The organism is Streptomyces sp. ALI-76-A, assembly GCF_030287445.1.
Taxonomy (GTDB): Bacteria; Actinomycetota; Actinomycetes; order Streptomycetales; family Streptomycetaceae; genus Streptomyces.
This window is the reverse complement of record NZ_JASVWB010000002.1, coordinates 6,508,123-6,528,777: the sequence shown is the minus strand read 5'-3', so window position 1 is coordinate 6,528,777 and position 20,655 is coordinate 6,508,123. Positions and strand designations below refer to the sequence as shown.

The 20,655-nt window shown below is 71.7% G+C and carries 19 protein-coding genes and 1 pseudogene; 6 read left to right on the top strand and 14 right to left on the bottom strand.

All coding sequences use genetic code 11. The annotated features are described in order from the left end of the window. The 6 genes and pseudogenes from QQS16_RS30145 to QQS16_RS30120 form a co-directional block, all read right to left on the bottom strand. Positions 1 to 717, bottom strand: a complete 717-nt coding sequence (locus QQS16_RS30145) for a response regulator (protein ID WP_286065195.1) — start codon at positions 715 to 717, stop codon at positions 1 to 3. Beyond that, positions 711 to 3,261: pseudogene (locus tag QQS16_RS30140) on the bottom strand (DUF4118 domain-containing protein). Before QQS16_RS30140 ends, QQS16_RS30145 begins: the two are co-directional and overlap by 7 nt. 186 nt (positions 3,262 to 3,447) lie before the next feature. Next, complete coding sequence (locus tag QQS16_RS30135) at positions 3,448 to 4,653, bottom strand: alginate lyase family protein (RefSeq protein WP_286065194.1); 1,206 nt, start codon at positions 4,651 to 4,653, stop codon at positions 3,448 to 3,450. 125 nt (positions 4,654 to 4,778) lie between these two features. Further along, positions 4,779 to 5,543 carry a DUF3710 domain-containing protein gene (locus tag QQS16_RS30130; RefSeq protein WP_286065193.1) on the bottom strand — a complete coding sequence of 255 codons (765 nt, stop codon included), beginning with the start codon at positions 5,541 to 5,543 and terminating at the stop codon, positions 4,779 to 4,781. A gap of 1 nt (position 5,544) precedes the next feature. Further along, positions 5,545 to 6,096, bottom strand: a complete 552-nt coding sequence (gene dut / locus QQS16_RS30125; RefSeq protein ID WP_286065192.1) for a dUTP diphosphatase — start codon at positions 6,094 to 6,096, stop codon at positions 5,545 to 5,547. After that, positions 6,093 to 6,677: a PaaI family thioesterase gene (locus tag QQS16_RS30120; RefSeq protein ID WP_286065191.1), complete on the bottom strand. Its 585-nt coding sequence runs from the start codon at positions 6,675 to 6,677 to the stop codon at positions 6,093 to 6,095. The genes dut and QQS16_RS30120 overlap by 4 nt, the downstream gene beginning before the upstream one ends. A 198-nt stretch (positions 6,678 to 6,875) precedes the next feature. Here QQS16_RS30120 and QQS16_RS30115 point away from each other — a divergent pair, with 198 nt between their 5' ends. Next, positions 6,876 to 7,337, top strand: coding sequence for a DUF3093 domain-containing protein (locus QQS16_RS30115; protein WP_286065190.1), 462 nt, complete (start codon positions 6,876 to 6,878; stop codon positions 7,335 to 7,337). A 48-nt stretch (positions 7,338 to 7,385) separates the two neighbouring features. Here the strand turns inward: QQS16_RS30115 and QQS16_RS30110 are convergent, their stop codons facing one another. From QQS16_RS30110 to QQS16_RS30095, 4 genes are all read right to left on the bottom strand, one after another. After that, positions 7,386 to 8,294 carry a hypothetical protein gene (locus QQS16_RS30110; protein WP_286065189.1) on the bottom strand — a complete coding sequence of 303 codons (909 nt, stop codon included), beginning with the start codon at positions 8,292 to 8,294 and terminating at the stop codon, positions 7,386 to 7,388. A gap of 13 nt (positions 8,295 to 8,307) precedes the next feature. Further along, positions 8,308 to 8,604, bottom strand: a complete 297-nt coding sequence (locus QQS16_RS30105; protein ID WP_005481602.1) for a DUF4193 domain-containing protein — start codon at positions 8,602 to 8,604, stop codon at positions 8,308 to 8,310. Between the two features lie 404 nt (positions 8,605 to 9,008). Continuing rightward, positions 9,009 to 10,259 carry a sensor histidine kinase gene (locus QQS16_RS30100; RefSeq protein ID WP_286065188.1) on the bottom strand — a complete coding sequence of 417 codons (1,251 nt, stop codon included), beginning with the start codon at positions 10,257 to 10,259 and terminating at the stop codon, positions 9,009 to 9,011. Positions 10,260 to 10,265: 6 nt separating this feature from the next. Next, positions 10,266 to 10,919: a response regulator transcription factor gene (locus tag QQS16_RS30095; protein ID WP_030605557.1), complete on the bottom strand. Its 654-nt coding sequence runs from the start codon at positions 10,917 to 10,919 to the stop codon at positions 10,266 to 10,268. A gap of 414 nt (positions 10,920 to 11,333) precedes the next feature. On the opposite strand from QQS16_RS30095, the gene QQS16_RS30090 reads away from it, so the two are divergent. Continuing rightward, on the top strand, positions 11,334 to 11,507 hold the full coding sequence (locus QQS16_RS30090; RefSeq protein ID WP_286065187.1) for a hypothetical protein: 174 nt from the start codon (positions 11,334 to 11,336) through the stop codon (positions 11,505 to 11,507). 169 nt (positions 11,508 to 11,676) lie between these two features. Here QQS16_RS30090 and QQS16_RS30085 read toward each other — a convergent pair whose 3' ends face one another. Both QQS16_RS30085 and QQS16_RS30080 read right to left on the bottom strand, forming a co-directional pair. Beyond that, entirely contained in the window at positions 11,677 to 12,492 is an 816-nt protein-coding gene (locus tag QQS16_RS30085) for an inositol monophosphatase family protein (protein ID WP_286065186.1), read from the bottom strand. 8 nt (positions 12,493 to 12,500) lie between these two features. After that, positions 12,501 to 13,628: a ferrochelatase gene (locus tag QQS16_RS30080; protein ID WP_286065185.1), complete on the bottom strand. Its 1,128-nt coding sequence runs from the start codon at positions 13,626 to 13,628 to the stop codon at positions 12,501 to 12,503. 199 nt (positions 13,629 to 13,827) lie between these two features. Between QQS16_RS30080 and QQS16_RS30075 the strand changes: the two genes are divergently transcribed. The 3 genes from QQS16_RS30075 (at position 13,828) to sepH (ending at position 17,859) form a co-directional block, all read left to right on the top strand. Beyond that, positions 13,828 to 15,066, top strand: coding sequence for an MFS transporter (locus QQS16_RS30075; protein WP_286065184.1), 1,239 nt, complete (start codon positions 13,828 to 13,830; stop codon positions 15,064 to 15,066). Beyond that, positions 15,026 to 16,345: a D-arabinono-1,4-lactone oxidase gene (locus QQS16_RS30070; protein ID WP_286065183.1), complete on the top strand. Its 1,320-nt coding sequence runs from the start codon at positions 15,026 to 15,028 to the stop codon at positions 16,343 to 16,345. The genes QQS16_RS30075 and QQS16_RS30070 overlap by 41 nt, the downstream gene beginning before the upstream one ends. Before the next feature lie 473 nt (positions 16,346 to 16,818). After that, positions 16,819 to 17,859, top strand: a complete 1,041-nt coding sequence (sepH, locus tag QQS16_RS30065) for a septation protein SepH (protein WP_286065182.1) — start codon at positions 16,819 to 16,821, stop codon at positions 17,857 to 17,859. Positions 17,860 to 17,958: 99 nt separating this feature from the next. On the opposite strand, the gene QQS16_RS30060 is transcribed toward sepH, so the two are convergent. Further along, positions 17,959 to 18,810, bottom strand: a complete 852-nt coding sequence (locus tag QQS16_RS30060; protein ID WP_286065181.1) for a sulfurtransferase — start codon at positions 18,808 to 18,810, stop codon at positions 17,959 to 17,961. Positions 18,811 to 19,145: 335 nt separating this feature from the next. On the opposite strand from QQS16_RS30060, the gene QQS16_RS30055 reads away from it, so the two are divergent. Further along, positions 19,146 to 19,985, top strand: coding sequence for a VOC family protein (locus QQS16_RS30055; RefSeq protein WP_286065180.1), 840 nt, complete (start codon positions 19,146 to 19,148; stop codon positions 19,983 to 19,985). 10 nt (positions 19,986 to 19,995) lie between these two features. Here QQS16_RS30055 and QQS16_RS30050 read toward each other — a convergent pair whose 3' ends face one another. After that, positions 19,996 to 20,631, bottom strand: a complete 636-nt coding sequence (locus QQS16_RS30050; RefSeq protein WP_286065179.1) for a thymidine kinase — start codon at positions 20,629 to 20,631, stop codon at positions 19,996 to 19,998. Between the last annotated feature and the right edge of the window lie 24 nt (positions 20,632 to 20,655).

The window sequence follows — 20,655 nt, the reverse complement described above, 5'->3', positions numbered from 1 at the left end:
CTAGCGCTCGAACCGGTACCCCATCCCCGGTTCGGTGACGAAGTGCGCGGGGTGCGAGGGGTCCGCCTCCAGCTTCCGGCGCAGCTGGGCCATGTAGACCCGCAGGTAGTTCGTCTCCGTCCCGTACGACGGCCCCCACACCTCCCGCAACAGCTGCTTCTGGCTGACCAGCCGGCCGGTGTTGCGCACCAGCACCTCCAGCAGATGCCACTCCGTGGGCGTCAGCCGTACGTCCTTGCCGTGCCGCCGGACCTTCTTCGCGGCGAGGTCGACGGTGAACTCGTCGGTCTCCACCAGCCCCTCGTCCTCGCCGCCACCGGTGGGCTCGGCGCGGCGGACCGCGGCGCGCAGCCGGGCCAGCAGCTCGTCCATGCCGAACGGCTTGGTGACGTAGTCGTCGGCGCCCGCGTCCAGCGCCTCGACCTTCTCGTCGGAGGAGTGCCGGGCGGACAGCACCAGGATCGGCACCCGGGTCCAGCCGCGCAGGCCCCGGATCACCTCGACACCGTCCATGTCGGGCAGGCCCAGGTCGAGCACCACCACGTCCGGGTGGCGGGCGGCGGCCAGTCCGAGGGCGGTGGCGCCGTCGTACGCCGCGTCGACCTCGTACGCGCGCGCCCTGAGGTTGATCACGAGGGCGCGCACGATCTGCGGCTCGTCGTCGACCACCAGCACCCTCGTGGGGGTCCGGGGGGTCGCCCCGGTCGGGCTCAGCATGGGGCCTGCCTTTCCGGTCGTACGACCTGCGGAGGCCGACCGGGGCCGGACCCCGCCGCCCGGAGCGTGAGCACCATGGTGAGGCCGCCGCCGGGCGTGTCCTCGGCGTCGAGGGTGCCGCCCATGGCCTCGGCGAAACCGCGCGCCACGGCGAGGCCCAGCCCCACACCCGCTCCGCGCGGGGCGTCGCCGTAGCGCTGGAAGGGCTCGAAGATGCGCTCCTTGGCCTCGTCCGGGACTCCGGGCCCCCGGTCGACCACCCGCACCTCGACCCGGTCGGCGAGGGCGCTGGCGGACACCAGGACGGCCGCACCTGGCGGGCTGTACTTGACCGCGTTCTCCACCAGGTTGGCCACCGACCGCTCCAGCAGTCCGGGGTCCACGGCGACCATGGGCAGTGTCTCCGGGATGTCGAGGTCGGCGCTGCCCTCGGGCACCCCGCCGAGTGCCATCGGCACCACTTCGTCGAGGTCGGCCTCCCGGATCAGCGGGGTGACCGTGCCGGTCTGCAGACGGGACATGTCGAGCAGGTTGCCCACCAGGTGGTCGAGCCGGTCGGCGCCCTCCTCGATGCCGGCGAGCAGCTCCGACCGGTCCTCCTCGGACCAGGTGACGTCGTCGGACCGCAGGCTGGAGACGGCCGCCTTGATACCGGCCAGCGGCGTCCGCAGGTCATGGCTGACGGCGGCCAGCAGTGCCGTGCGGATCCGGTTGCCCTCGGCGAGCGTCCGTGCCCGGTCTGCCTCCTCCTGGAGCCGGCTGCGGTCCAGGACGACGGCGGCCTGGGCGGCGAAGGCGGCCAGGACCCGGCGGTCCTCGGCGGGCAGCACCCGTCCGGTCAGCGCGAGTGCCATGTGGTCCCCGACCGGGACGTCGACGTCCGCCTCCTCCGGCCGCTCCACCGGCCGCCCGATGCCGACCCGGGCCGCGCAGGTCCATGGGTCGACGTCGCCGCCGCGTTCCAGCAGGGCCGCCGACTCCATGCCGAAGGTTTCGCGGACCCGCTCCAGGAGTTCCTCCAGGCCGGTCTCGCCGCGCAGCACGTTGCCCGCGAGGAAGGACAGGATCTCCGACTCGGCGCGCGAGCCGGGCCGCCTGGTGCGTCCGCCGGGCGGCGAGGTCGACGACCGAGGACACCGAGACGCCGACGCCGACGAAGATCGCGATGGCGACGATGTTCTTCGGGTCGGCGATGGTCCAGTGGTGCAGGGGCGGTGTGTAGAAGTAGTTCAGCAGCAGGGAGCCCACCGCCGCCGAGGCCAGCGCGGGCAGCAGCCCGCCGAGCAGGGCGGCGGCCACCGTCACGGTGAGGAACAGCAGCATGTCGTTGGCGAGGCCGAGGTGCACGGTGTTGAGCAGGAGCGCCAGGACCGCCGGGCCGGCCACACCGACCAGCCAGCCCCAGGCGATCCGGGCCCGGCCGAGCCGCGCGCCCCGGGCCACCGGCAGTCCGCGCCCCTTGGCGACCTCGTCGTGGGTCACGATGTGCACGTCGAGGTCGGGACCCGACTCCCGGGCCACGGTGGTGCCGACGCCGGGTCCGAAGACGTACTGCCAGGTCTTGCGGCGGGAGGAGCCGAGGACGATCTGGGTGGCGTTCACTCCGCGCGCGAAGTCCAGCAGCGCGGCCGGTATGTCGTCGCCCAGCACGTGGTGGAAGGTGCCGCCGAGATCCTCGACCAGGGTGCGCTGCACGGCCAGTTCCTTCGGGGAGGCGGAGGTCAGACCGTCGCTGCGGGCTGTGTAGACCGCCAGCACCTCACCGCCGGCGCCCTTCTCGGCCAGCCGTGCGGCCCGCCGGATCAGCGTCCGCCCCTCCGGACCGCCGGTCAGTCCCACCACGATCCGCTCCCGCGAACCCCAGATCCTGGAGACCCGGTGCTCGCTGCGGTACTGCTTGAGGTGGGCGTCGACCCGGTCGGCCACCCACAGCAGCGCCAGCTCCCGCAGCGCCGTCAGGTTGCCCGGCCGGAAGTAGTTCGACAGCGCCGCGTCCACCTTGTCGGGCAGGTGGATGTTCCCGTGCGCCATCCGGCGTCGCAGCGCCTGGGGCGACATGTCGACCAGCTCGATCTGGTCGGCCCGGCGCACCACCTCGTCCGGCACGGTCTCCCGCTGCCGCACCCCGGTGATCGCCTCGACCACGTCGCCCAGCGATTCCAGGTGCTGGATGTTGACCGTCGACACCACGTCGATCCCGGCCGTCAGCAGTTCCTCCACGTCCTGCCACCGCTTGGCATGGCGCGAGCCGGGGACATTGGTGTGGGCGAGCTCGTCCACCAGGGCGACGGCGGGCGCCCGCCGCAGGACCGCGTCGACGTCCATCTCGGTGAACAGGGCGCCCCGGTACTCCAGCTCCCGGCGCGGGACCTGCTCCAGTCCGTGCAGCATCACCTCGGTACGCGGCCGGCCGTGATGTTCGACGAAGGCCACCGCGCAGTCCGTGCCCCGCTCGACCCGCCGGTGCGCCTCGGACAGCATCGCGTACGTCTTGCCGACGCCCGGTGCCGCACCGAGGTAGATCCGAAGCTTGCCGCGTCCCATGGCCTCATTGTCTTCCGGTCACTGCCGCCTACGCAGCGTCGACCCTACGGCCAATGATCGCGACACAGGGGTCCGGGCGCCGCCCGGGGACCGTCTTTGACACAACCCTGACGCCCGGACGTGCCGCCACGACATCCAGGCCGCCCGGGTGCCGGTCTGACCGGCCGGCACCCGGCACAGCGGCGTTCAGTTCGGGTTGCCCCCGTGGGTGAGGGTCTCCCAGGCCACGAAGAGGTTGTTGCTGCCGGCCGGACGGTTGCGCTCGGTCAGCGCCCGGTTGTTCGTCATGGGCATGCCAAGTCGATGGCTCAGGGCATTGTGACCGACCTCGGTGACGGGACCGAGCCCGAGGTGCAGCGAGCCGCCGCACAGCCAGCTCGGCACGGCCGCGCCCAGTTCGTACCTGGCCTGGAAACCGAGCGCCTGCCGCAGCCGCTCACCGACATCGGTGCCGTAGAGGTCCTGCCCCTGGATCCGGCCGGTCTCGGCGACATGGGAGATGGCGGAGATGCCGTACCCGGTGTGCGTGAGGTCGCGGCAGGTCTCCTGGGTGAGCCCGGTGACGAAGGTGGACTGCCCCTGCCAGTACCTGACGACCTTGTCCCGGGTGTCCAGGTTCTGACTCGGCACGGTCTTCGGCAGCTCCCCGTCGGAGGCGAGATAGACGAAGGCGGCCGTACGGGTGCGGAACTTCGCCATGGCCTTGTCGTACGACGCCTTGTCCTCCAGGAAGACGGAGATGCCGACGGCGGCCTCCATCATCGACAACTCCCAGTTGCCGTTGGAGTGCGAGCCGTTGACGACCTCGGGCAGGTAGACGTTCCGGAGCATGGTCGCGAAGCGGCCCGAGTTCGCCCAGCTGCCGGGGTACGTGTACCGGATGATCTCGGCGGCCCTGGGCCAGGAGGAGCCGGCCCAGCCGGTCTGCAGGGGCGCGTTGCTGTTGGTGTGGTCCTTGATCACGGCGGACCAGGCGTCCATCAGCTCGATGGCCTTCCTGGCGTACCGCTCGTCCCGGGTGACGTACCAGGCGAGCGCGTCGGCGTACGCGGCGAGGGCGTCCTCACGCTCGTCCGTGCAGCCGTTGTCCGGGTTCGAGTACGAGCCGCACTCGACGGTCGCGCGCGGCCTGGGCGGGCGGTTCAGATCGGCGTATCTGCTCGCCAGCATCCGGTCGAACGCGCCCTTCCAGGGCTGGGCCCCGGCGTCGACCTTGGTGCGGGCGAAGTCCAACTGGCTCCGGGAGACGGTGACTCCGGGATGGACGAAGGCCGCCGGGGCGGCCTCGGCCCGTCGGTCGGCCGAGGGCGCGAGGACCCCCAGGACGAGGGCGGTGACGATCACAAGGAATGCGGTACGACGCACAGCGGCTCCGTTCTCGTATGTGAACATGGAGCGCCCTCATGAACTCAGGCGTTGACCGGCAACCGTAGGTACAGACCAATCACCCGTCAAGACTCCGCGCGCGGAAAAGGGCCGCATCCCCCACCGGGGACACGGCCCTCCTGGCGTTCGTCCTACCGCACTTCGGTGATCTCCGGACCACGCTGCAACTGCCCCATGCCCCCGCCGAAGCGGGAACCCTCCTCCTGCTGCTGGACGTTCTCGGGAACCATCTGCGCGTCGTTCGGCAGCTTCAGGACGATCGGGTCGCGGGGCGCCATCGGGCCGTCCCCGCGCACCACGACGGTGTCCCGGAAGATCTGCTCCAGCAGCCCGGCCGCCTGCGGCTGCACCGCACCCTGACCCGAGATCACACCGCGCAGGAACCAGCGGGGGCCGTCCACACCCACGAACCGCACCACCTGGAAACCGCCCGTGCCGTCCGGCAGCTGCACCGGCACCTGGGCGCGCAGCTCCCAGCCCAGCGGACCCTCGACCTCGTCGATGATGCCGCCCTGCTGGGTGATGCCGGAACCGATCTCCTCGCGCACCTCGCCCCAGATGCCCTCGCGCTTGGGCGCGGCGAAGGCCTGCAACTGGATGGCACTGTCCCGCAGCACGACGGTCGCCGCGACGATCGCGTCACCCGCGACCTCCACCCGCAGCTCCATGCCGTCGACGCCCGGCACGAACAGACCGCCCAGGTCCACCCGGCCCTCGGCCGGGTCACGGACCTCGGAGCTGTCCCACGGCCCGTCCGGCCGCGGCTCCGGCTCGAGCCTCACGCGCTCGCGTGTGCCCTCTTCCTCGTCCGCCTCAGTGTCGACACTGTCGACGACCTGCTCGGCCTCGCCGGCCGCGTCCTCGGCGGCACCCTTCTTCTTGCGACGTCCGAACACGTCACTGTCCTTCCCGGTCGGATACGACCGAAGCGTATCGATTCCCACCCGTCGCGCCGCCCGCGGCGGCATGACCGCTTGTGCCGCCCCCGTCGTCCACGGAGGCATGGCCGCCGGTGGACCCGAAGCCCCCCTCGGCCCGCGCCGAGTCGGGAAGCTCCGCGACCTCCTGGAAGCGGACCTTCTCGACCTGCTGGACGACCAGTTGGGCAATCCGGTCGAAGCGCTCGAACCGCACGGACTCGCGCGGGTCGAGATTCACCACGATCACCTTGATCTCCCCACGGTACCCGGCATCAACCGTCCCGGGGGCATTCACGAGAGCGACACCGCAGCGGGCGGCGAGACCGGAACGCGGGTGCACGAAGGCCGCGTACCCCTCCGGGAGCGCCACAGACACTCCCGTGGGCAACACGGCCCGCTCGCCCGGCTCCAGCACGCGGCTCTCGGTGGTGCGCAGATCGGCGCCCGCGTCACCGGGATGCGCGTACGCCGGAAGCGGTACGTCCGGATCGACGCGCCGGATCAGCACGTTCAGGGGGTCACGGCTCACGGGTTCACCTCGAAGGCACGGGCCCGCCGGGCCTGGTCCGGGTCGTCCATGGCGGCCCGGATCTCCTCCGGGCGGCCGTTCTCGATGAAGTGGTCGACCTTCACCTCGACGAAGAGCGCCTCGGCACGGACGGCGACGGGCCCGTCGGGGCCGCCGATCCGGCCGGTGGCGGTGGAGTAGATCTTCCGCCCCGCCACGGCCGTCACCTCGGCCTCCAGGTACAGCACGGTGTCCACCGGAACGGGCCGCACGAAGTCCGTCTCCAGCCGTCCGGTCACCGCGATCGTCCGCAGCAGCCAGTTCAGCGAGCCGAGGGTCTCGTCGAGCGCGGTCGCCAGCACCCCGCCGTGCGCGAGGCCCGGCGCACCCTGGTGGGCGGGCCGCACGGTGAACTCGGCGGTGACCCTCACCCCCTCGCCGGCCCGCGTCTGGAGGTGCAGCCCATGAGGCTGCTCGCCACCACAGCCGAAACACTGACCGTAGTGCGCGCCGAGCAGCTCACCGGGCGCGGGAGCGTCAGGATGACGCACCGGTCTCACGGCGTCTGCGGGCGGCTCTACAGCGGCGGAAGTACGACTCACAGCCGCAGACCTTACCCGCCCACCCGTCCCCCATCACCGCCCCACCGGACAGCGCTCCACGCCGACGCCCTCCACCACCCGTCACCCACCACCGCCCCACCGGACAGCGCCGCAGGCCCACAGTGCCGACCTCGGCCGCGCCGCACGCCGGCCGCCCTGGCGGAGGGGTGGCCCGGAGACCGTGCCAAGCTTGGTTTCATGCAGCTCTCCGCCGCCCCGTACGAAGAACGCCTCACCGCGCCCCGCTCCTGGTGGCTGATCTCCTTGCTGGTCGGGGTCTCCATGGCCCTGATCCTGCTGCCCTTCGGCACCCTGCCGACGCTCGGCGGTCTGGCCGGCGGCACCGCGGCGGCGGCGGTCGCGGCCAGCGCGTACGGCTCGATGCGCATCCGCGTCCAGGGCGGCTTCCTGGTCGCGGGAGAGGCGAAGATCCCGGTGTCGGCGCTGGGCGAGGCGGAGATCCTGGACGCGGAGGAGGCCCGCGCCTGGCGCACGTACAAGGCCGACACCCGGGCGTTCCTGCTGCTGCGCGCCTACATCCCCACCGCCCTGCGCGTGGAGGTCACCGACCCCGAGGACCCGACGCCGTATCTGTACCTGTCGACGCGCGAGCCGGAGCGGCTGGCCGAGGCGCTGCGGACGGCGCGGGCAGCGGCCTAGCAGCAGCCCAGGCGTCCTGTCCTGGCACGCCCGGCCGAGGCCGAGGCGTCACCCGAGCTCCTTCGGGACGTCCCCCAGCGCCAGTGGCTCGGCCGGGGTCTCCAGCGGCGGCAGTTCGGGCAGCGCGTCCCACGGGACCTGCGCTCTGCGCAGGTCGGCCCGGATCCGCTCAGCGAGTTTTCTGGTGTCCCGGCGGTTCATGACCGCGCCGACCGCCGCACCCACCATGAACGGCAGCAGGTTCGGCAGGTTCCGCACCATCCGTTTCATGATCTGCTGCCGCAGCTGCTGCTTCATCCGGCTGTTCACCGCCGAACTGAAGGTGGCGGGTTTGCCCACGTCGATTCCGCGCTCCCCCGACCAGGAGTTGAGATACGCGGTGGAACGCTGGGCCAGACTGCCCGGCGGTCGTACGCCGTAGACCTCGTGGAGTTCCGCGATGAGCTTCAGCTCGATCGCGGCGACGCCGGTGATCTCGGCGGCCAGCTCCGCGGGCATCGCGGGCGGAACCGGCATCATCGCCGCCGCGCCGATTCCCGCGCCGACCGTCGCCGTGGCGCCGGCCGCGCCCGCGACGAGCTTGTCCGCGAGCTGCTCCGGTCCGAGCCCGGGGAACTGTCCGCGCAGCGTCGCCAGGTCGCGTACGGGGACCCGCGGGGCGATGTCGATGACCCGGTCGGCGAGGTACGCCAAAGCCGCGCGGGCGCGGCTGCCGCCCTTGTGGACGCCGTCCCGGGCCTTCTCCCGGAACACCGCCGCCCGCCGCTGTGCGACGGGCGCTGGTGGCGCGACCGGCACCGGAAGGTCCGGCCGGCCGGCCGTCGGTTCGAGCGAGGCCGATCCCTTGTCGGATGAGCCCCGCTCGTCGTCACGCGCGCCGTGCCGTCCCTGGGACGGCACCGAGTCCGCTCCCCGCTTCAGGAAGCGGCGCTTCCGAGGAGGGGTCGAGCCAGTCACGGCCGACCCGCCCTCAGTCGCAGTCGCGGCAGATCGGCTGACCGTTCTTCTCCCGCGCCAGCTGGCTGCGGTGGTGCACCAGGAAGCAGCTCATGCAGGTGAACTCGTCCTGCTGCTTCGGCAGGACCCGGACGGCCAGCTCTTCGTTCGAGAGGTCCGCTCCGGGCAGTTCGAGGCCTTCCGCTGCCTCGAACTCGTCGACGTCCACCGCGGACGTCGACTTGTCGTTCCGCCGCGCCTTGAGTTCCTCAAGGCTGTCCGAGTCGACGTCGTCGTCGGTCTTGCGTGGGGTGTCGTAGTCGGTTGCCATGTGCTCTCCCCCTCTGGGTGTCTTCGGTGTCTCCAGCGCACGTAACGCGTGAGAGGCCGGACTTGTGCCCGACCTGAGGCGGAGATTTTGCCTCACATCAAGGTCTGTTACTCAATCGACACCCAACCGGACCCCTCTTGAGTGATCGGGTTGGATGGCGATCGGGACCGTACACGGTCCGAATCCCGCACTTCAAAGGCGTCTCACCGTGTACTTCCCGTGATCACGACCCCGGAAAACCCGGATTTTCCCGGCTTTCCGGCCGTATCCATGATCACGGAGAGTAGATGACCGAAAGTTCACCTCTGTGATCGATCACACACACGGATACTCGATCAGCGCCTTGAAAATTCCGCGCAAAGCGAACATCCCTCGGTGTCGATCCCGGTGCGGGGGTCATGATCTCAGACAGGCAGGGTCACCCGCATCACGAGCCCACCCCCTTCGCGCGGCAGGGCCGAAATGTGTCCGCCGTGCGCCCGGGCCACGGACCGGGCGATCGACAGGCCGAGGCCCACACCCTTGTCGCTGCCCGTTCGCTCGGTACGCAACCGCCTGAACGGCTCGAAAAGGTTGTCGATCTCGTAGGCCGGCACCACCGGACCGGTGTTGGACACCACCAGCATCGCCTGGCCGTGCTGGATCTCCGTGGTGACCTCGACCCAGCCGCCCTCGGGCACGTTGTACCGCACGGCGTTCTGGACGAGGTTCAGGGCGATCCGCTCCAGCAGCACGCCGTTGCCCTGGACGACCGCCGGTTTCTGCTCGCCCCGGATCAGCACGCCCTTGGCCTCCGCCTCGGCGTGCACCTGGTCGACGGCCTGCTCGGCCACCTCCGCGAGATCGACCGGTTTGCGCTCGACGATCTGGTTGTCGCTGCGGGCCAGCAGCAGCAGGCCCTCGACGAGCTGCTCGCTGCGCTCGTTGGTGGCCAGCAGCGTCTTGCCGAGCTGTTGCAGCTCCATCGGGGCGTCCGGGTCCGACAGGTGCACCTCGAGAAGCGTGCGGTTGATCGCCAGCGGGGTCCTCAGCTCGTGCGAGGCGTTGCCGACGAAGCGCTGCTGCGCGGTGAAGGCCCGTTGCAGGCGCTCCAGCATCTCGTCGAAGGTGTCCGCGAGCTCCTTGAGCTCGTCGTCCGGGCCGTCCAGCTCGATCCGGCGGGACAGGTCCGAGCCCGCCACGGCGCGCGCGGTGCGGGTGATCCGGCCGAGCGGTGACAGGACCCGGCCGGCCATCGCGTAGCCGAAGGCGAAGGCGATGATCGCCAGGCCCAGCAGGGCCAGCAGGGAACGGCTGAGCAGGTTGTCCAGGGCGATCTGGCGCTGGTGGTCGATGCACGCGCTGATCAGCTGGTTGAACTTGTCCAGCTCGATGTCGTTCGCGCCGTTGACCGCCGGGCAGTTGCTGCTGGTGACGCTGACGGACCTGCCGTCGACGATCTTGAACAGCGGTTCGTTGCCCGTGTTCAGGGCCTGGGCGGCCAGCAGGTAGATGATCGAGAGCAGCAGGATGCCGGCGATCAGGAACATGCCGCCGTACAGCAGCGTGAGCCGTATGCGGATGGTCGGGCGCAGCCACGGGAAGGGCGGCTCCGGCCTCCGGGGGTCCCAGGTGGGCTTCGGGGGCGCCTGGGGAGGCGCCGGGGTGGCGGCCATGGGGGATCAGATCCGGTAGCCCGAGCCGGGGACGGTCACGATGACCGCGGGCTCGCCCAGCTTGCGGCGCAGCGTCATGACGGTGACGCGGACGACGTTGGTGAACGGATCGGTGTTCTCGTCCCAGGCCTTCTCCAGGAGCTGCTCCGCGGAGACCACGGCTCCCTCGCTGCGCATCAGCACCTCCAGCACCGCGAACTCCTTGGGCGCCAGCTGGACCTCCTTGCCGTCCCGGAAGACTTCGCGGCGGTTGGGGTCGAGCTTGATCCCGGCGCGCTCCAGGACGGGCGGAAGGGGCACGCTCGTACGCCGCCCCAGGGCACGCACGCGGGCCGTCAGCTCGCTGAACGCGAAGGGCTTGGGGAGGTAGTCGTCGGCGCCGATCTCCAGGCCCTCCACCCGGTCGCTGACGTCACCGGATGCCGTGAGCATCAGCACGCGGGTGGGCATGCCGAGTTCGACGATCTTGCGGCACACGTCGTCACCGTGCACGAGCGGGAGGTCGCGGTCGAGGACGACCACGTCGTAGTCGTTGACGCCGATGCGTTCCAGGGCGGCCGCTCCGTCGTACACGACGTCGACGGCCATGGCCTCCCGGCGCAGTCCGGTGGCCACCGCATCGGCGAGCAGTTGCTCGTCCTCGACGACGAGTACGCGCACGTCGCTTGTCCTTCCTGTGTCCACCCGCGTAGCGCTTTCGCCCACGTGGGCAGGGGGGTCGGTGAGTGTGGAAGCTCCATCCTGCCCTTTTCGGCCATAAGTCGGCTGTAAGGCGGGTGAGCACAGCCTGAAGGACAGGTGTGAGGCGGGGGAAGGGAGGATTTTCTCGTCGCCTTGAGGTTTCTGTGGAAGGGAGCGGGGGGAGGACGGCTTTACACCCCGCGATCACGCTCTGCATGTGCCGTAGCACCATGCGGCACTCCGCGATCCGCTTCCGCAGAGTGGGCGTGGGTGTCCGGCACCGTCGCCGCCCAGCAGGGCAGCGCGCTGGGCATCTACTGGAGACGTGATCGCCCCTTCCGAACGGCACACCCCCGTGCCATCGACCCACGACCCAGGACGAGGGGGCGCAGCATGGACGCATTCACCGCAGGACTTCTGCAGCGCATAAGGGCGACCGAGTCCGACCTGACGCGGGCGCGCGAGACCGGCGACGACTTCCTCGCGGAGGTCGAAGAAGCCGAGCTCGACGATCTGCGCCGCCTGGCCGCCGAGCACGGTGTGGAGGTCGGCGCGCAGCGCGTCTGATCAGCTCGTCAGCACCACAGCGGGGCCCCGGCGAATCCAGCGCCGGGGCCCCGCTTCTGCTGCCTCCGGGTGCCGGGCCCGCGCGGCCGACGCGCCGGGGCGGCGGGCCTGGTGGGTGCCCGCTGCGGGTGCCGCCGGCCAGGACGCCGACGCGGTGCGCCCGTCCCCGTCAGTCGCGCCAGGCGCCGAAGTCCTCCAGCAGGCGCTGGAGGGGCTCGAAGACGCCCGGGGAGGCCGCGACCGTCAGGGCGTGTGCGGGGCGCTCTCCGGGCCGTCCACCGGTCAGGGCGCCCGCCTCACGGGCGATGAGGTCACCGGCGGCGAGGTCCCAGGGGTGCAGACCGCGCTCGTAATAGCCGTCGAGGCGGCCCGCGGCGACGTCGCACAGGTCCACGGCGGCCGAACCCCCGCGCCGGATGTCGCGCAGCAGCGGGATCAGCTTGCGGGCGACCTCGGCCTGGTGGACGCGGACCTCGGTGACGTAGTTGAAGCCGGTCGAGACCAGCGCCTGCTCCAGCGGGGGCGCGGGGCGGCAGGCCAGCTCGCGCTCGCCGTCCCAGGCGCCGGTGGCCCGGGCACCCCCGCCCCGGACCGCGTGGAAGGTCTCGCCGCGCATCGGGACCGCGACGACCCCGACGACGGTCTCGCCGTCCTGCTCGGCCGCGATGGAGACCGACCAAGTGGGCAGTCCGTACAGGTAGTTGACCGTGCCGTCGAGCGGGTCGATCACCCAGCGGACGCCGCTGGTGCCCTCGGTGGAGGCGCCTTCCTCGCCGAGGAAACCGTCGTCCGGGCGGTGCTCGGAGATGAGGTTTGTGATCAGTTTCTCCGCCGCGATGTCCATCTCGGTGACCACGTCGATCGGGCTCGACTTGGTCCTCGCGACCGAGAGGTCGGCCGGGCGGCCGTCCCGCAGCAGCGCGCCAGCCCGGCGGGCGGCCTCCTGGGCGAGTACGAGCAGGTCCGAGTGCAGGGGGTCGGTCACGGGGGTCCTCACGCGTAGGGGCTGTCGGCGCCCGCCGCGGCGGGGTGCGGGGCACGGGCCGGGCAGCAGCCCGCCGGGCACAGGTCGTGGCTCGCGCCGAGCCGGCCCAGGGCACACGGAGTGACCTGCTCGGCGCGCTCGACGGCCGCGCGCTCCAGGACGAGGTCGCGGATCGCGGCGGCGAACCGGGGGTCGTCGCCGACGGTGGCCGAGCGGCGCACCGGCAGTCCCAGCTCCTCGGCCCTGGCCCTGGCCTCCGTGTCGAGGTCGTACAGGACCTCCATGTGGTCGGAGACGAAGCCGATGGGGACCATGACGACCGCGGGTACCCCGGCCGCGTGCCGCTCCTCCAGGTGGTCGCAGATGTCGGGCTCCAGCCACGGGATGTGCGGGGCGCCGGAGCGGGACTGGTAGACGAGCTGCCAGGGGTGGTCGACGCCGGTGCGCTCGCGGACGGCGTCGGCGATCACCTGTGCCACGTCCAGGTGCTGCCGGACGTAGGCGCCGCCGTCGCCGTGGCCCTCGACCGGGCCGGAGGTGTCCGCGGAGGCGGTGGGGATCGAGTGGGTGGTGAACGCGAGGTGGGCGTCGTCACGGACGTCCTCGGGGAGGCCGGCGAGGGACTCGAGCACCCCCCCGATCATCGGCTCCAGGAAGCCCGGGTGGTTGAAGTAGTGCCGCACCTTGTCGACCCGCGGCGGTTCCAGGCCCTCCGCCCGCAGGGCGGCCAGCGCGTCGGCGAGGTTCTCGCGGTACTGGCGGCAGCCCGAGTACGAGGCGTAGGCGCTGGTGGCGAGGACCAGGACGCGGCGGCGGCCGTCGGCGGTCATCTCGCGCAGGGTGTCCGTCAGGTAGGGCGCCCAGTTGCGGTTGCCCCAGTAGACCGGCAGGTCCAGGCCGTGGTCCGCGAAGTCCTTGCGGAGGGCGTCCAGAAGGGCGCGGTTCTGGTCGTTGATCGGGCTGACCCCGCCGAAGAGGAAGTAGTGCTGACCGACTTCCTTGAGGCGTTCCTTGGGGATACCGCGCCCCCGGGTCACGTTCTCCAGGAACGGGACGACGTCGTCCGGCCCCTCCGGGCCGCCGAACGAGAGCAGGAGCAGGGCGTCGTAGGGGGTGGCATCGAGCACGTCTGGCATGGGTCGATCCTGTCATCCGGTACTGACAGCCGAAAAACGGCGGGGTGACCACCCGGGTTCCCCGTGCGTCCGGCCAGGTGCGTTAGGGTCACCTCACTCGTAAGCTGTACGGGCCGTATTCACGCCTTACTGAACCGCTGCTCCCCGGCGGCGCTCCCGCTGCCGGGCCGCCGCCGCTTCCGCCCGACCGGAGACACCCGTGCCCAGCCCCTACCTCGCCCTCTTCGCCGCTCCCGGCTCCAAGGGCTTCTCCGCCGCGGGACTCCTCGGCCGGATGCCGCTGTCGATGATGGGCATCGGCGTGGTCACGATGATCTCCCAGCTGACCGGGCGGTACGGCCTGGCCGGCGCGCTGTCGGCGACCATCGCGCTGGCCGCCGCGGTGGCGGGTCCGCAGGTCTCGCGCATGGTGGACCAGTACGGGCAGCGGCGGGTGCTGCGCCCGGCGACGATGATCTCCCTGGTCGCGGCGGCCGGGCTGCTGTTCGCCGCGCACTACGAGTGGCCCGACTGGACGCTGTACGTGTTCAGCGCCGGCATCGGGTGCGTGCCGAGTGTCGGCGCGATGATCCGCGCGCGATGGGCGGCCCTGTACCGGGACACTCCGCACCTGCACACGGCGTACTCCTTCGAGTCCGTGATCGACGAGGTCTGCTTCATCTTCGGGCCGATCATCTCCATCGGCCTGTCCACGGCCTGGTTCCCGGAGGCCGGTCCGCTGCTCGCCGCGTGCTTCCTCGCGGTCGGCGTCTTCTGGCTGACCGCGCAGCGCGCCACCGAGCCCGCGCCGCATCCCCGCGCGCAGCAGGGCGGCGGTTCGGCTCTGCGCTCCCCCGGGCTACAGGTACTGGTGGCGACCTTCGTGGCGACCGGCGCGATCTTCGGGGCGGTCGACGTGGTCACCGTCGCCTTCGCCGACGAGCAGGGGCACAAGGGCGCCGCCAGCGTGGTCCTCGCGGTGTACGCGGCGGGCTCCTGCGCCGCCGGATTCGTGTTCGGGCTGCTGCGCTTCAAGGGAGCGCCCGAACCTCGCTGGCTGCTGGGCATCTGCGCGATGGCCGTGAGTATGATCCCCCTCCTACTGGTCGGGAACTTGCCGTTTCTGGCCGTGGCGCTGTTCGTTGCGGGGCTGTCCATCGCTCCCACGATGATCACGACGATGTCCCTCATCGAGCAGCACGTACCACGCGCGCAACTGACCGAAGGCATGACCTGGGTGAGCACGGGACTCGCGGTCGGGGTCGCGCTCGGCTCCTCCGCGTCCGGCTGGGTGATCGACGCCGCCGGCGCGCAGGCCGGGTACGTGGTCCCGGCGGTGTCCGGGGCCGTCGCGGTCGCGGTCGGTTTCCTCGGGTACCGCCGGCTCAACAGGCCGGTTCCGCATCGGGGAGGCACTGTTGAGCAGCACGGCGAGCGGGAAGAACGGCACGTGGCGTAACTGGGGCGGCAACGTCGCTGCCCGGCCCGCGCGGGAGGTCACTCCGGCCTCGGTGGACGAACTGGCGGATGCCGTACGGAAGGCCGCCGAGGACGGGCTGCGGGTGAAGGCCGTCGGTACCGGGCACTCCTTCACGTCCATCGCCGCCACCGACGGAGTGTTGATCCGCCCTCAACTGTTGACCGGCATCCGGGACATCGACCGGGAATCCATGACCGTCACGGTCGAGGCCGGCACCCCGCTCAAGCGGCTCAACATAGCCCTGGCCCGAGAGGGCCTGTCGCTGACCAACATGGGCGACGTCATGGAGCAGACGGTCTCCGGGGCCACCAGTACCGGCACGCACGGCACCGGCCGCGAGTCGGCCTCCATCGCCGCGCAGATCAGGGGCCTGGAGCTGGTCACGGCCGACGGCTCGCTCCTCACCTGCTCGGAGGAGGAGAACCCGGAGGTCTTCGCCGCGGCGCGGGTGGGCCTCGGAGCGCTCGGCATCGTCACCGCGATCACCTTCGCCGTGGAACCGGTGTTCCTGCTCGCCGCCCGCGAGGAGCCGATGCCCTTCGACCGGGTCGTCGCCGAGTTCGACGAACTGTGGGCCGAGAACGAGCACTTCGAGTTCTACTGGTTCCCGCACACCGGCAGCACCACCACCAAGCGCAACAACCGCAGCGCGGGCCCCGAGCAGCCGGTGGGACAGCTGGCGGGCTGGTTCGAGGACGAGTTCCTCTCCAACGGCGTCTTCCAGGTGGCCCAGTGGGTCGGCCGCGCGGCGCCCGCCGCCATCCCGGCGATCGCCCGGATCTCCAGCAAGGCCCTGTCCGCGCGGACCTACACCGACATCCCGTACAAGGTCTTCACCTCCCCGCGCCGGGTGCGCTTCGTGGAGATGGAGTACGCCGTCCCGCGCGCGGCCGTGGTCGAGGCGCTGCGCGAGCTGAGAACGATGGTCGACCGCTCCGGCCTCCGGATCAGTTTCCCGGTCGAGGTGCGCACCGCCCCGGCCGACGACATCACGCTGTCCACGGCGTCGGGGCGGGACAGCGCGTACATCGCCGTCCACATGGTCAAGGGAACGCCGTACCAGCGGTACTTCACCGCCGCCGAGCGCATCTTCATCTCCTACGAGGGCCGCCCGCACTGGGGCAAGCTGCACACGCGCGACGCCGAGTACCTCGCCGGGACATACCCGCGCTTCGGCGAGTTCACGGCGCTGCGGGACCGGCTCGACCCGGACCGGCGGTTCCAGAACGACTACCTGCGCAGGGTGTTGGGGGCGTAGCGGGCACGCCACGCGGGCGGCTGTCCGCGAACGGGCCGTCCAGCCGCACGAGAAGGGGACACGCGAACGAAGCCATTAGTTCCGTTTCTGGTGATTGCGTGAAGTGCGCCACGTCCAAGATCCCGGAATCCGCTTCAGGACGGCCGAGCACCGCCGACCGGGAGAAGTTGGGCGGCGCGCCAATCCACGCACGTGGCCCGAATGGAGTACTGTTGCGAGCCCTGGGTCAGGTCTCCCGCCAGGGCGTCCGTGGCCTTCAAGGACCGCCGGGAGGGGACTGGTTGCACAGGGTGACGGAGTTTGTCACTTAGCGTTGCGAAAAGGTAACCGTGCCATAACGGCGATCCAGGGCCCGCGCCCGACACGCCGGGCAACTCGGCAAGGTTGTGGCAGGCTGCACCCGGGCAGGCCACACTCGACTAGCGGAAGCAGCGACGCACGTGACGTCGGCAGGCACCACCCGGGAGGTCCCCATGCCCGAACTGCGTGTCGTGGCCGTCTCCAATGACGGCACACGGCTGGTGCTGAAGGCTGCCGACTCTACGGAGTACACGCTTCCGATCGACGAACGTCTGCGCGCCGCCGTGCGCGGCGACCGGCCCCGCCTCGGCCAGATCGAGATCGAGGTGGAGAGCCATCTCCGCCCCCGTGACATCCAGGCGCGGATACGTGCCGGCGCGACCGCGGAAGAGGTCGCCCAGATGGCCGGCATCCCCGTCGACCGCGTACGCCGGTTCGAGGGGCCCGTGCTGGCCGAGCGCGCCTTCATGGCCGAGCGGGCCCGGAAGACTCCGGTCCGCCGTCCCGGCGAGAACGCGGGTCCGCAACTGGGCGAGACCGTCCAGGAGCGGCTGACCCTGCGCGGCGCCGAGAAGGACACCGTGCAGTGGGACTCGTGGCGCCGCGACGACGGCACCTGGGAGGTCCTGCTGGTCTACCGGGTCGCGGGCGAACCGCACTCGGCGAGCTGGACGTACGACCCGCCCCGGCGGCTCGTCCAGGCCGTCGACGAGGAGGCGCGCTCGCTGATCGGCGAGTCCGACGACCTCGCCGCCACGCCGGAGCCCAGCTTTCCCTTCGTACCGCGCATCGCCCGCCTGCCGCGCGACCGTCCGCTGGACCGCGCCCTCGACCGGGAGCGGCCGAGCCTGCCGCCGGCCCCGCTCGACGAGCCCGCCGAGGAGACCGTGAGCGAGCGGGACTCGCTGACCAGCCTGCTGGAGGCGGTGCCCAGCTTCCGGGGCGACCTGGTGGTCCCGGAGCGCCCCGTCGAGCCCGAGACGGAGGAGCCCGTCCCGGAACCCGACGAGGAGGAGCCCCCGGCTCCCGCGGCCTCGGCCGGCTCCGCCTACGCGGACGTCCTCATGCCGCGTTCCGTCGGCAGCCACCGCGACCGGCTCATCGGCGCCACCGACCGGCAGGCCGAGGCGGACGGTGTCCGCCCGGGTCGCCGGGCGGCGGTCCCGAGCTGGGACGAGATCGTGTTCGGGACACGGCGCAAGAAGCAGGAGTAGCCGGCCCTGCCACTTCGGCACGAGCAAGTAGCCGGCTGTACGACCGCTCGTACGAGGCTTTGAGGGCCCGCGCTCGTGAGCGCGGGCCCTTCGCCGTGCCTACCGGGGGTCGGGTCCCACGGCGACCGGACGTGCCGGGTCCGCCGACCACTGGGACCAGGAACCGACGTACAGCGCGGCCGGGATGCCCGCGACCGCCAGGGCCAGCACCTGGTGCGCGGCGGAGACGCCGGAGCCGCAGTAGACGCCGACCTCGGTGCCGTGGGACACGCCCAGCGCCTTGAAGCGGGCGGCCAGTTCCGCCGCGGGCAGGAAGCGGCCGTCGGCCGCGACGTTGTCGGCGGTGGGCGCGGACACGGCGCCCGGGATGTGTCCGCCGACGGGGTCGATCGGCTCGACCTCACCCCGGTAGCGCTCCCCCGCGCGCGCGTCGAGCAGAAGCCCGGTGCGGGCCAGCGAGGCGGCACCGTCCGCGTCGAGGAGACCCGCCGCACCGGGCGCCGGCTGGAAGTCGCCCTCGGCGGGCTCGGGGATGTCCACCGACAACTCGCCCTGCCAGGCCGGCAACCCGCCGTCGAGGACTCGCACGTCCGGGTGACCCGTCCAGCGCAGCATCCACCAGGCACGGGCGGCCGCCCAGCCCTGTCCGCCGTCGTACACGACCACCGGTGTCCCCCGGGAGACGCCCGCGCGGCGCATGGCGGCGCCGAACTCCGCGAGGTCGGGCAGCGGGTGCCGGCCACCGGTGCCGGGCGGGCCGGCGAGCTCCCGGTCCAGGTCGACGAAGACCGCGCCGGGAAGGTGCCCGGCCGCGTACGCGGCCCGGCCGTCGAACGAGGGCTCCCCGGCCGCCTTGGCGACGCTGAGCTGCCAGCGGACGTCGAGCAGGACGGGCGGGTCACCTCCCGCCAGGTCGCTGGCGAGTTCGGTTGCGGAGATGATGGCGTTCATGGTCACCATCCTTGCGCACCGGGTGGCCGCGTCGTCCATGTCCGGCTACTCTCGTCCGCCGGGCAGACCCGGTCACCGGGCGTACGGGATCGGGCACATGCTGTACAGCCGATCGACACCCGTCGGCCATCGAAAGGAAACGGACGGGAAGGCGCACGACGGGCATTCTCCGGGCAGGGGAGCAGCCGCGCAGCGGCGTGCCCGGAGCCCGCGGCACCTCGGGTGGTGCGAGCATCGGCACGGGGTCCGTGAGCACGGAGTCCGGACGACGGGGGCCCGTCAGAGCGGAAGCTGAAGCGACACGGCCGCCGCGAGAGGCCGAGAAGAGAGTGACGATGACCGAGGCAAGGGGGTCTGCGGCCGGCCCGCACGGCCCGGCGCAGGCCCGGCAGGTGCCCGGCGCACCGTGCTGGGTGAGTCTGATGGTGCACGGGATGGCCGCGACCCAGGAGTTCTACGGTTCCCTCTTCGGCTGGGAGTTCCGCCCGGGCCCACGGAAGCTCGGCCCGTACGTGCGGGCCCTGCTCGACGGACACGACGTGGCCGGCATCGGCCAGCTGCCGCCCGACCGTCATCTGCCCGTCGCCTGGACGCCCTACTTCGCCTCGGACGACGTGGGCCTGACGGCCGACGCGGTGCGGGTGTGCGGCGGCACGGTCGGGGTGGGACCGCTGGACGCGGAGGACGCCGGACGGCTGGTGATCGGCTCGGACCCGTCCGGGGCGGTCTTCGGTGCCTGGCAGGCGGCGGCGCACCTCGGCACGTCCGTCGCCGGAGTGCCCGGCACACCGGCCTGGCACGAGCTGCTGACCTTCGAGACCACGAGCGTCGCCAAGTTCTACGAGACGGTGTTCGGTCACGAGGAGGAGCCGGCGGTCCCGGCCGACTGCGACTACGTCACCCTGCGCCTCGGCGACCGACCGGTGGCCGGTATCCGCGGTGTGGGCGCGGCCCTGGCCCGGGACCGGGGACCGCACTGGATGACGTACTTCGAAGTGGCCGACACCGACGAGGCCGCCGCCCTTCTCGCCGACCTCGGCGGCCAGGTCCTGCGGCCTGCGCACTCCACGCCTCACGGACGCGCGGCCACGGTGGCGGATCCCGAGGGGGCCCGCTTCTCCCTCATCCAGAGCCCACGCCGAGGAGCGGTCGACGGGCCGACGGCACGCCGGTGACCGGCGTCGGTCAGCGGGCGAGGCCGGCCGGCGGAGAGGCCGACACCGAGCTGCTGGTCATCCGGTGGCGGTGGTGGCGGCGGCACAGCACCTCGTAACCGACCTCCGCGGCCGGGCGGTTCACATCGCCGACGACGACCTGCTCGCCTTCCACCACCATCTCGCCGCCCACGGTGCGGGCGTTGTGCGTGGCCCGCGCCCCGCACCAGCACATCGCCTCCACCTGGAGGGCCTCTATCCGGTCCGCCAGCTCGATCAGGCGCTGCGAGCCGGGGAACAGCTTGGTGCGGAAGTCCGTGGTGATGCCGAAGGCGTAGACGTCCAGACCCAGGTCGTCCACCACACAGGCCAGCTGGTCGATCTGCTCGGACGCGAGGAACTGCGCCTCGTCCACGATCAGGTAGTCGACCTTGCTGCCCTGCTCGACCTCGGCCACCACATAGGCGTACAGGTCCATGCCCGGCACCGCTTCCACCGCTTCGGTCACCAGACCGAGCCGTGAGGACAGCTTGCCCTCGCCCGCGCGGTCGTCGCGGGTGAAGATGATGCCCTGGAGGCCGCGCGCCGAGCGGTTGTGCTCGATCTGGAGAGCCAGCGTGGACTTCCCGCAGTCCATCGTTCCGGAGAAGAACACCAGCTCGGGCATGGCGAGTCGAGCACCTTTCGATCG

What these genes read in the sequence shown, in the direction of transcription:
- sepH (WP_286065182.1), top strand. Translation starts at nt 16,819, where the DNA reads ATGCCCGAACTGCGTGTCGTGGCCGTCTCCAATGACGGCACACGGCTG.
- QQS16_RS30100 (WP_286065188.1), bottom strand. Translation starts at nt 10,259, where the DNA reads ATGGCCGCCACCCCGGCGCCTCCCCAGGCGCCCCCGAAGCCCACCTGG.
- QQS16_RS30060 (WP_286065181.1), bottom strand. Translation starts at nt 18,810, where the DNA reads ATGAACGCCATCATCTCCGCAACCGAACTCGCCAGCGACCTGGCGGGA.
- QQS16_RS30080 (WP_286065185.1), bottom strand. Translation starts at nt 13,628, where the DNA reads ATGCCAGACGTGCTCGATGCCACCCCCTACGACGCCCTGCTCCTGCTC.
- QQS16_RS30135 (WP_286065194.1), bottom strand. Translation starts at nt 4,653, where the DNA reads ATGTTCACATACGAGAACGGAGCCGCTGTGCGTCGTACCGCATTCCTT.
- QQS16_RS30145 (WP_286065195.1), bottom strand. Translation starts at nt 717, where the DNA reads ATGCTGAGCCCGACCGGGGCGACCCCCCGGACCCCCACGAGGGTGCTG.
- QQS16_RS30105 (WP_005481602.1), bottom strand. Translation starts at nt 8,604, where the DNA reads ATGGCAACCGACTACGACACCCCACGCAAGACCGACGACGACGTCGAC.
- QQS16_RS30115 (WP_286065190.1), top strand. Translation starts at nt 6,876, where the DNA reads ATGCAGCTCTCCGCCGCCCCGTACGAAGAACGCCTCACCGCGCCCCGC.
- QQS16_RS30055 (WP_286065180.1), top strand. Translation starts at nt 19,146, where the DNA reads ATGACCGAGGCAAGGGGGTCTGCGGCCGGCCCGCACGGCCCGGCGCAG.
- QQS16_RS30090 (WP_286065187.1), top strand. Translation starts at nt 11,334, where the DNA reads ATGGACGCATTCACCGCAGGACTTCTGCAGCGCATAAGGGCGACCGAG.
- QQS16_RS30050 (WP_286065179.1), bottom strand. Translation starts at nt 20,631, where the DNA reads ATGCCCGAGCTGGTGTTCTTCTCCGGAACGATGGACTGCGGGAAGTCC.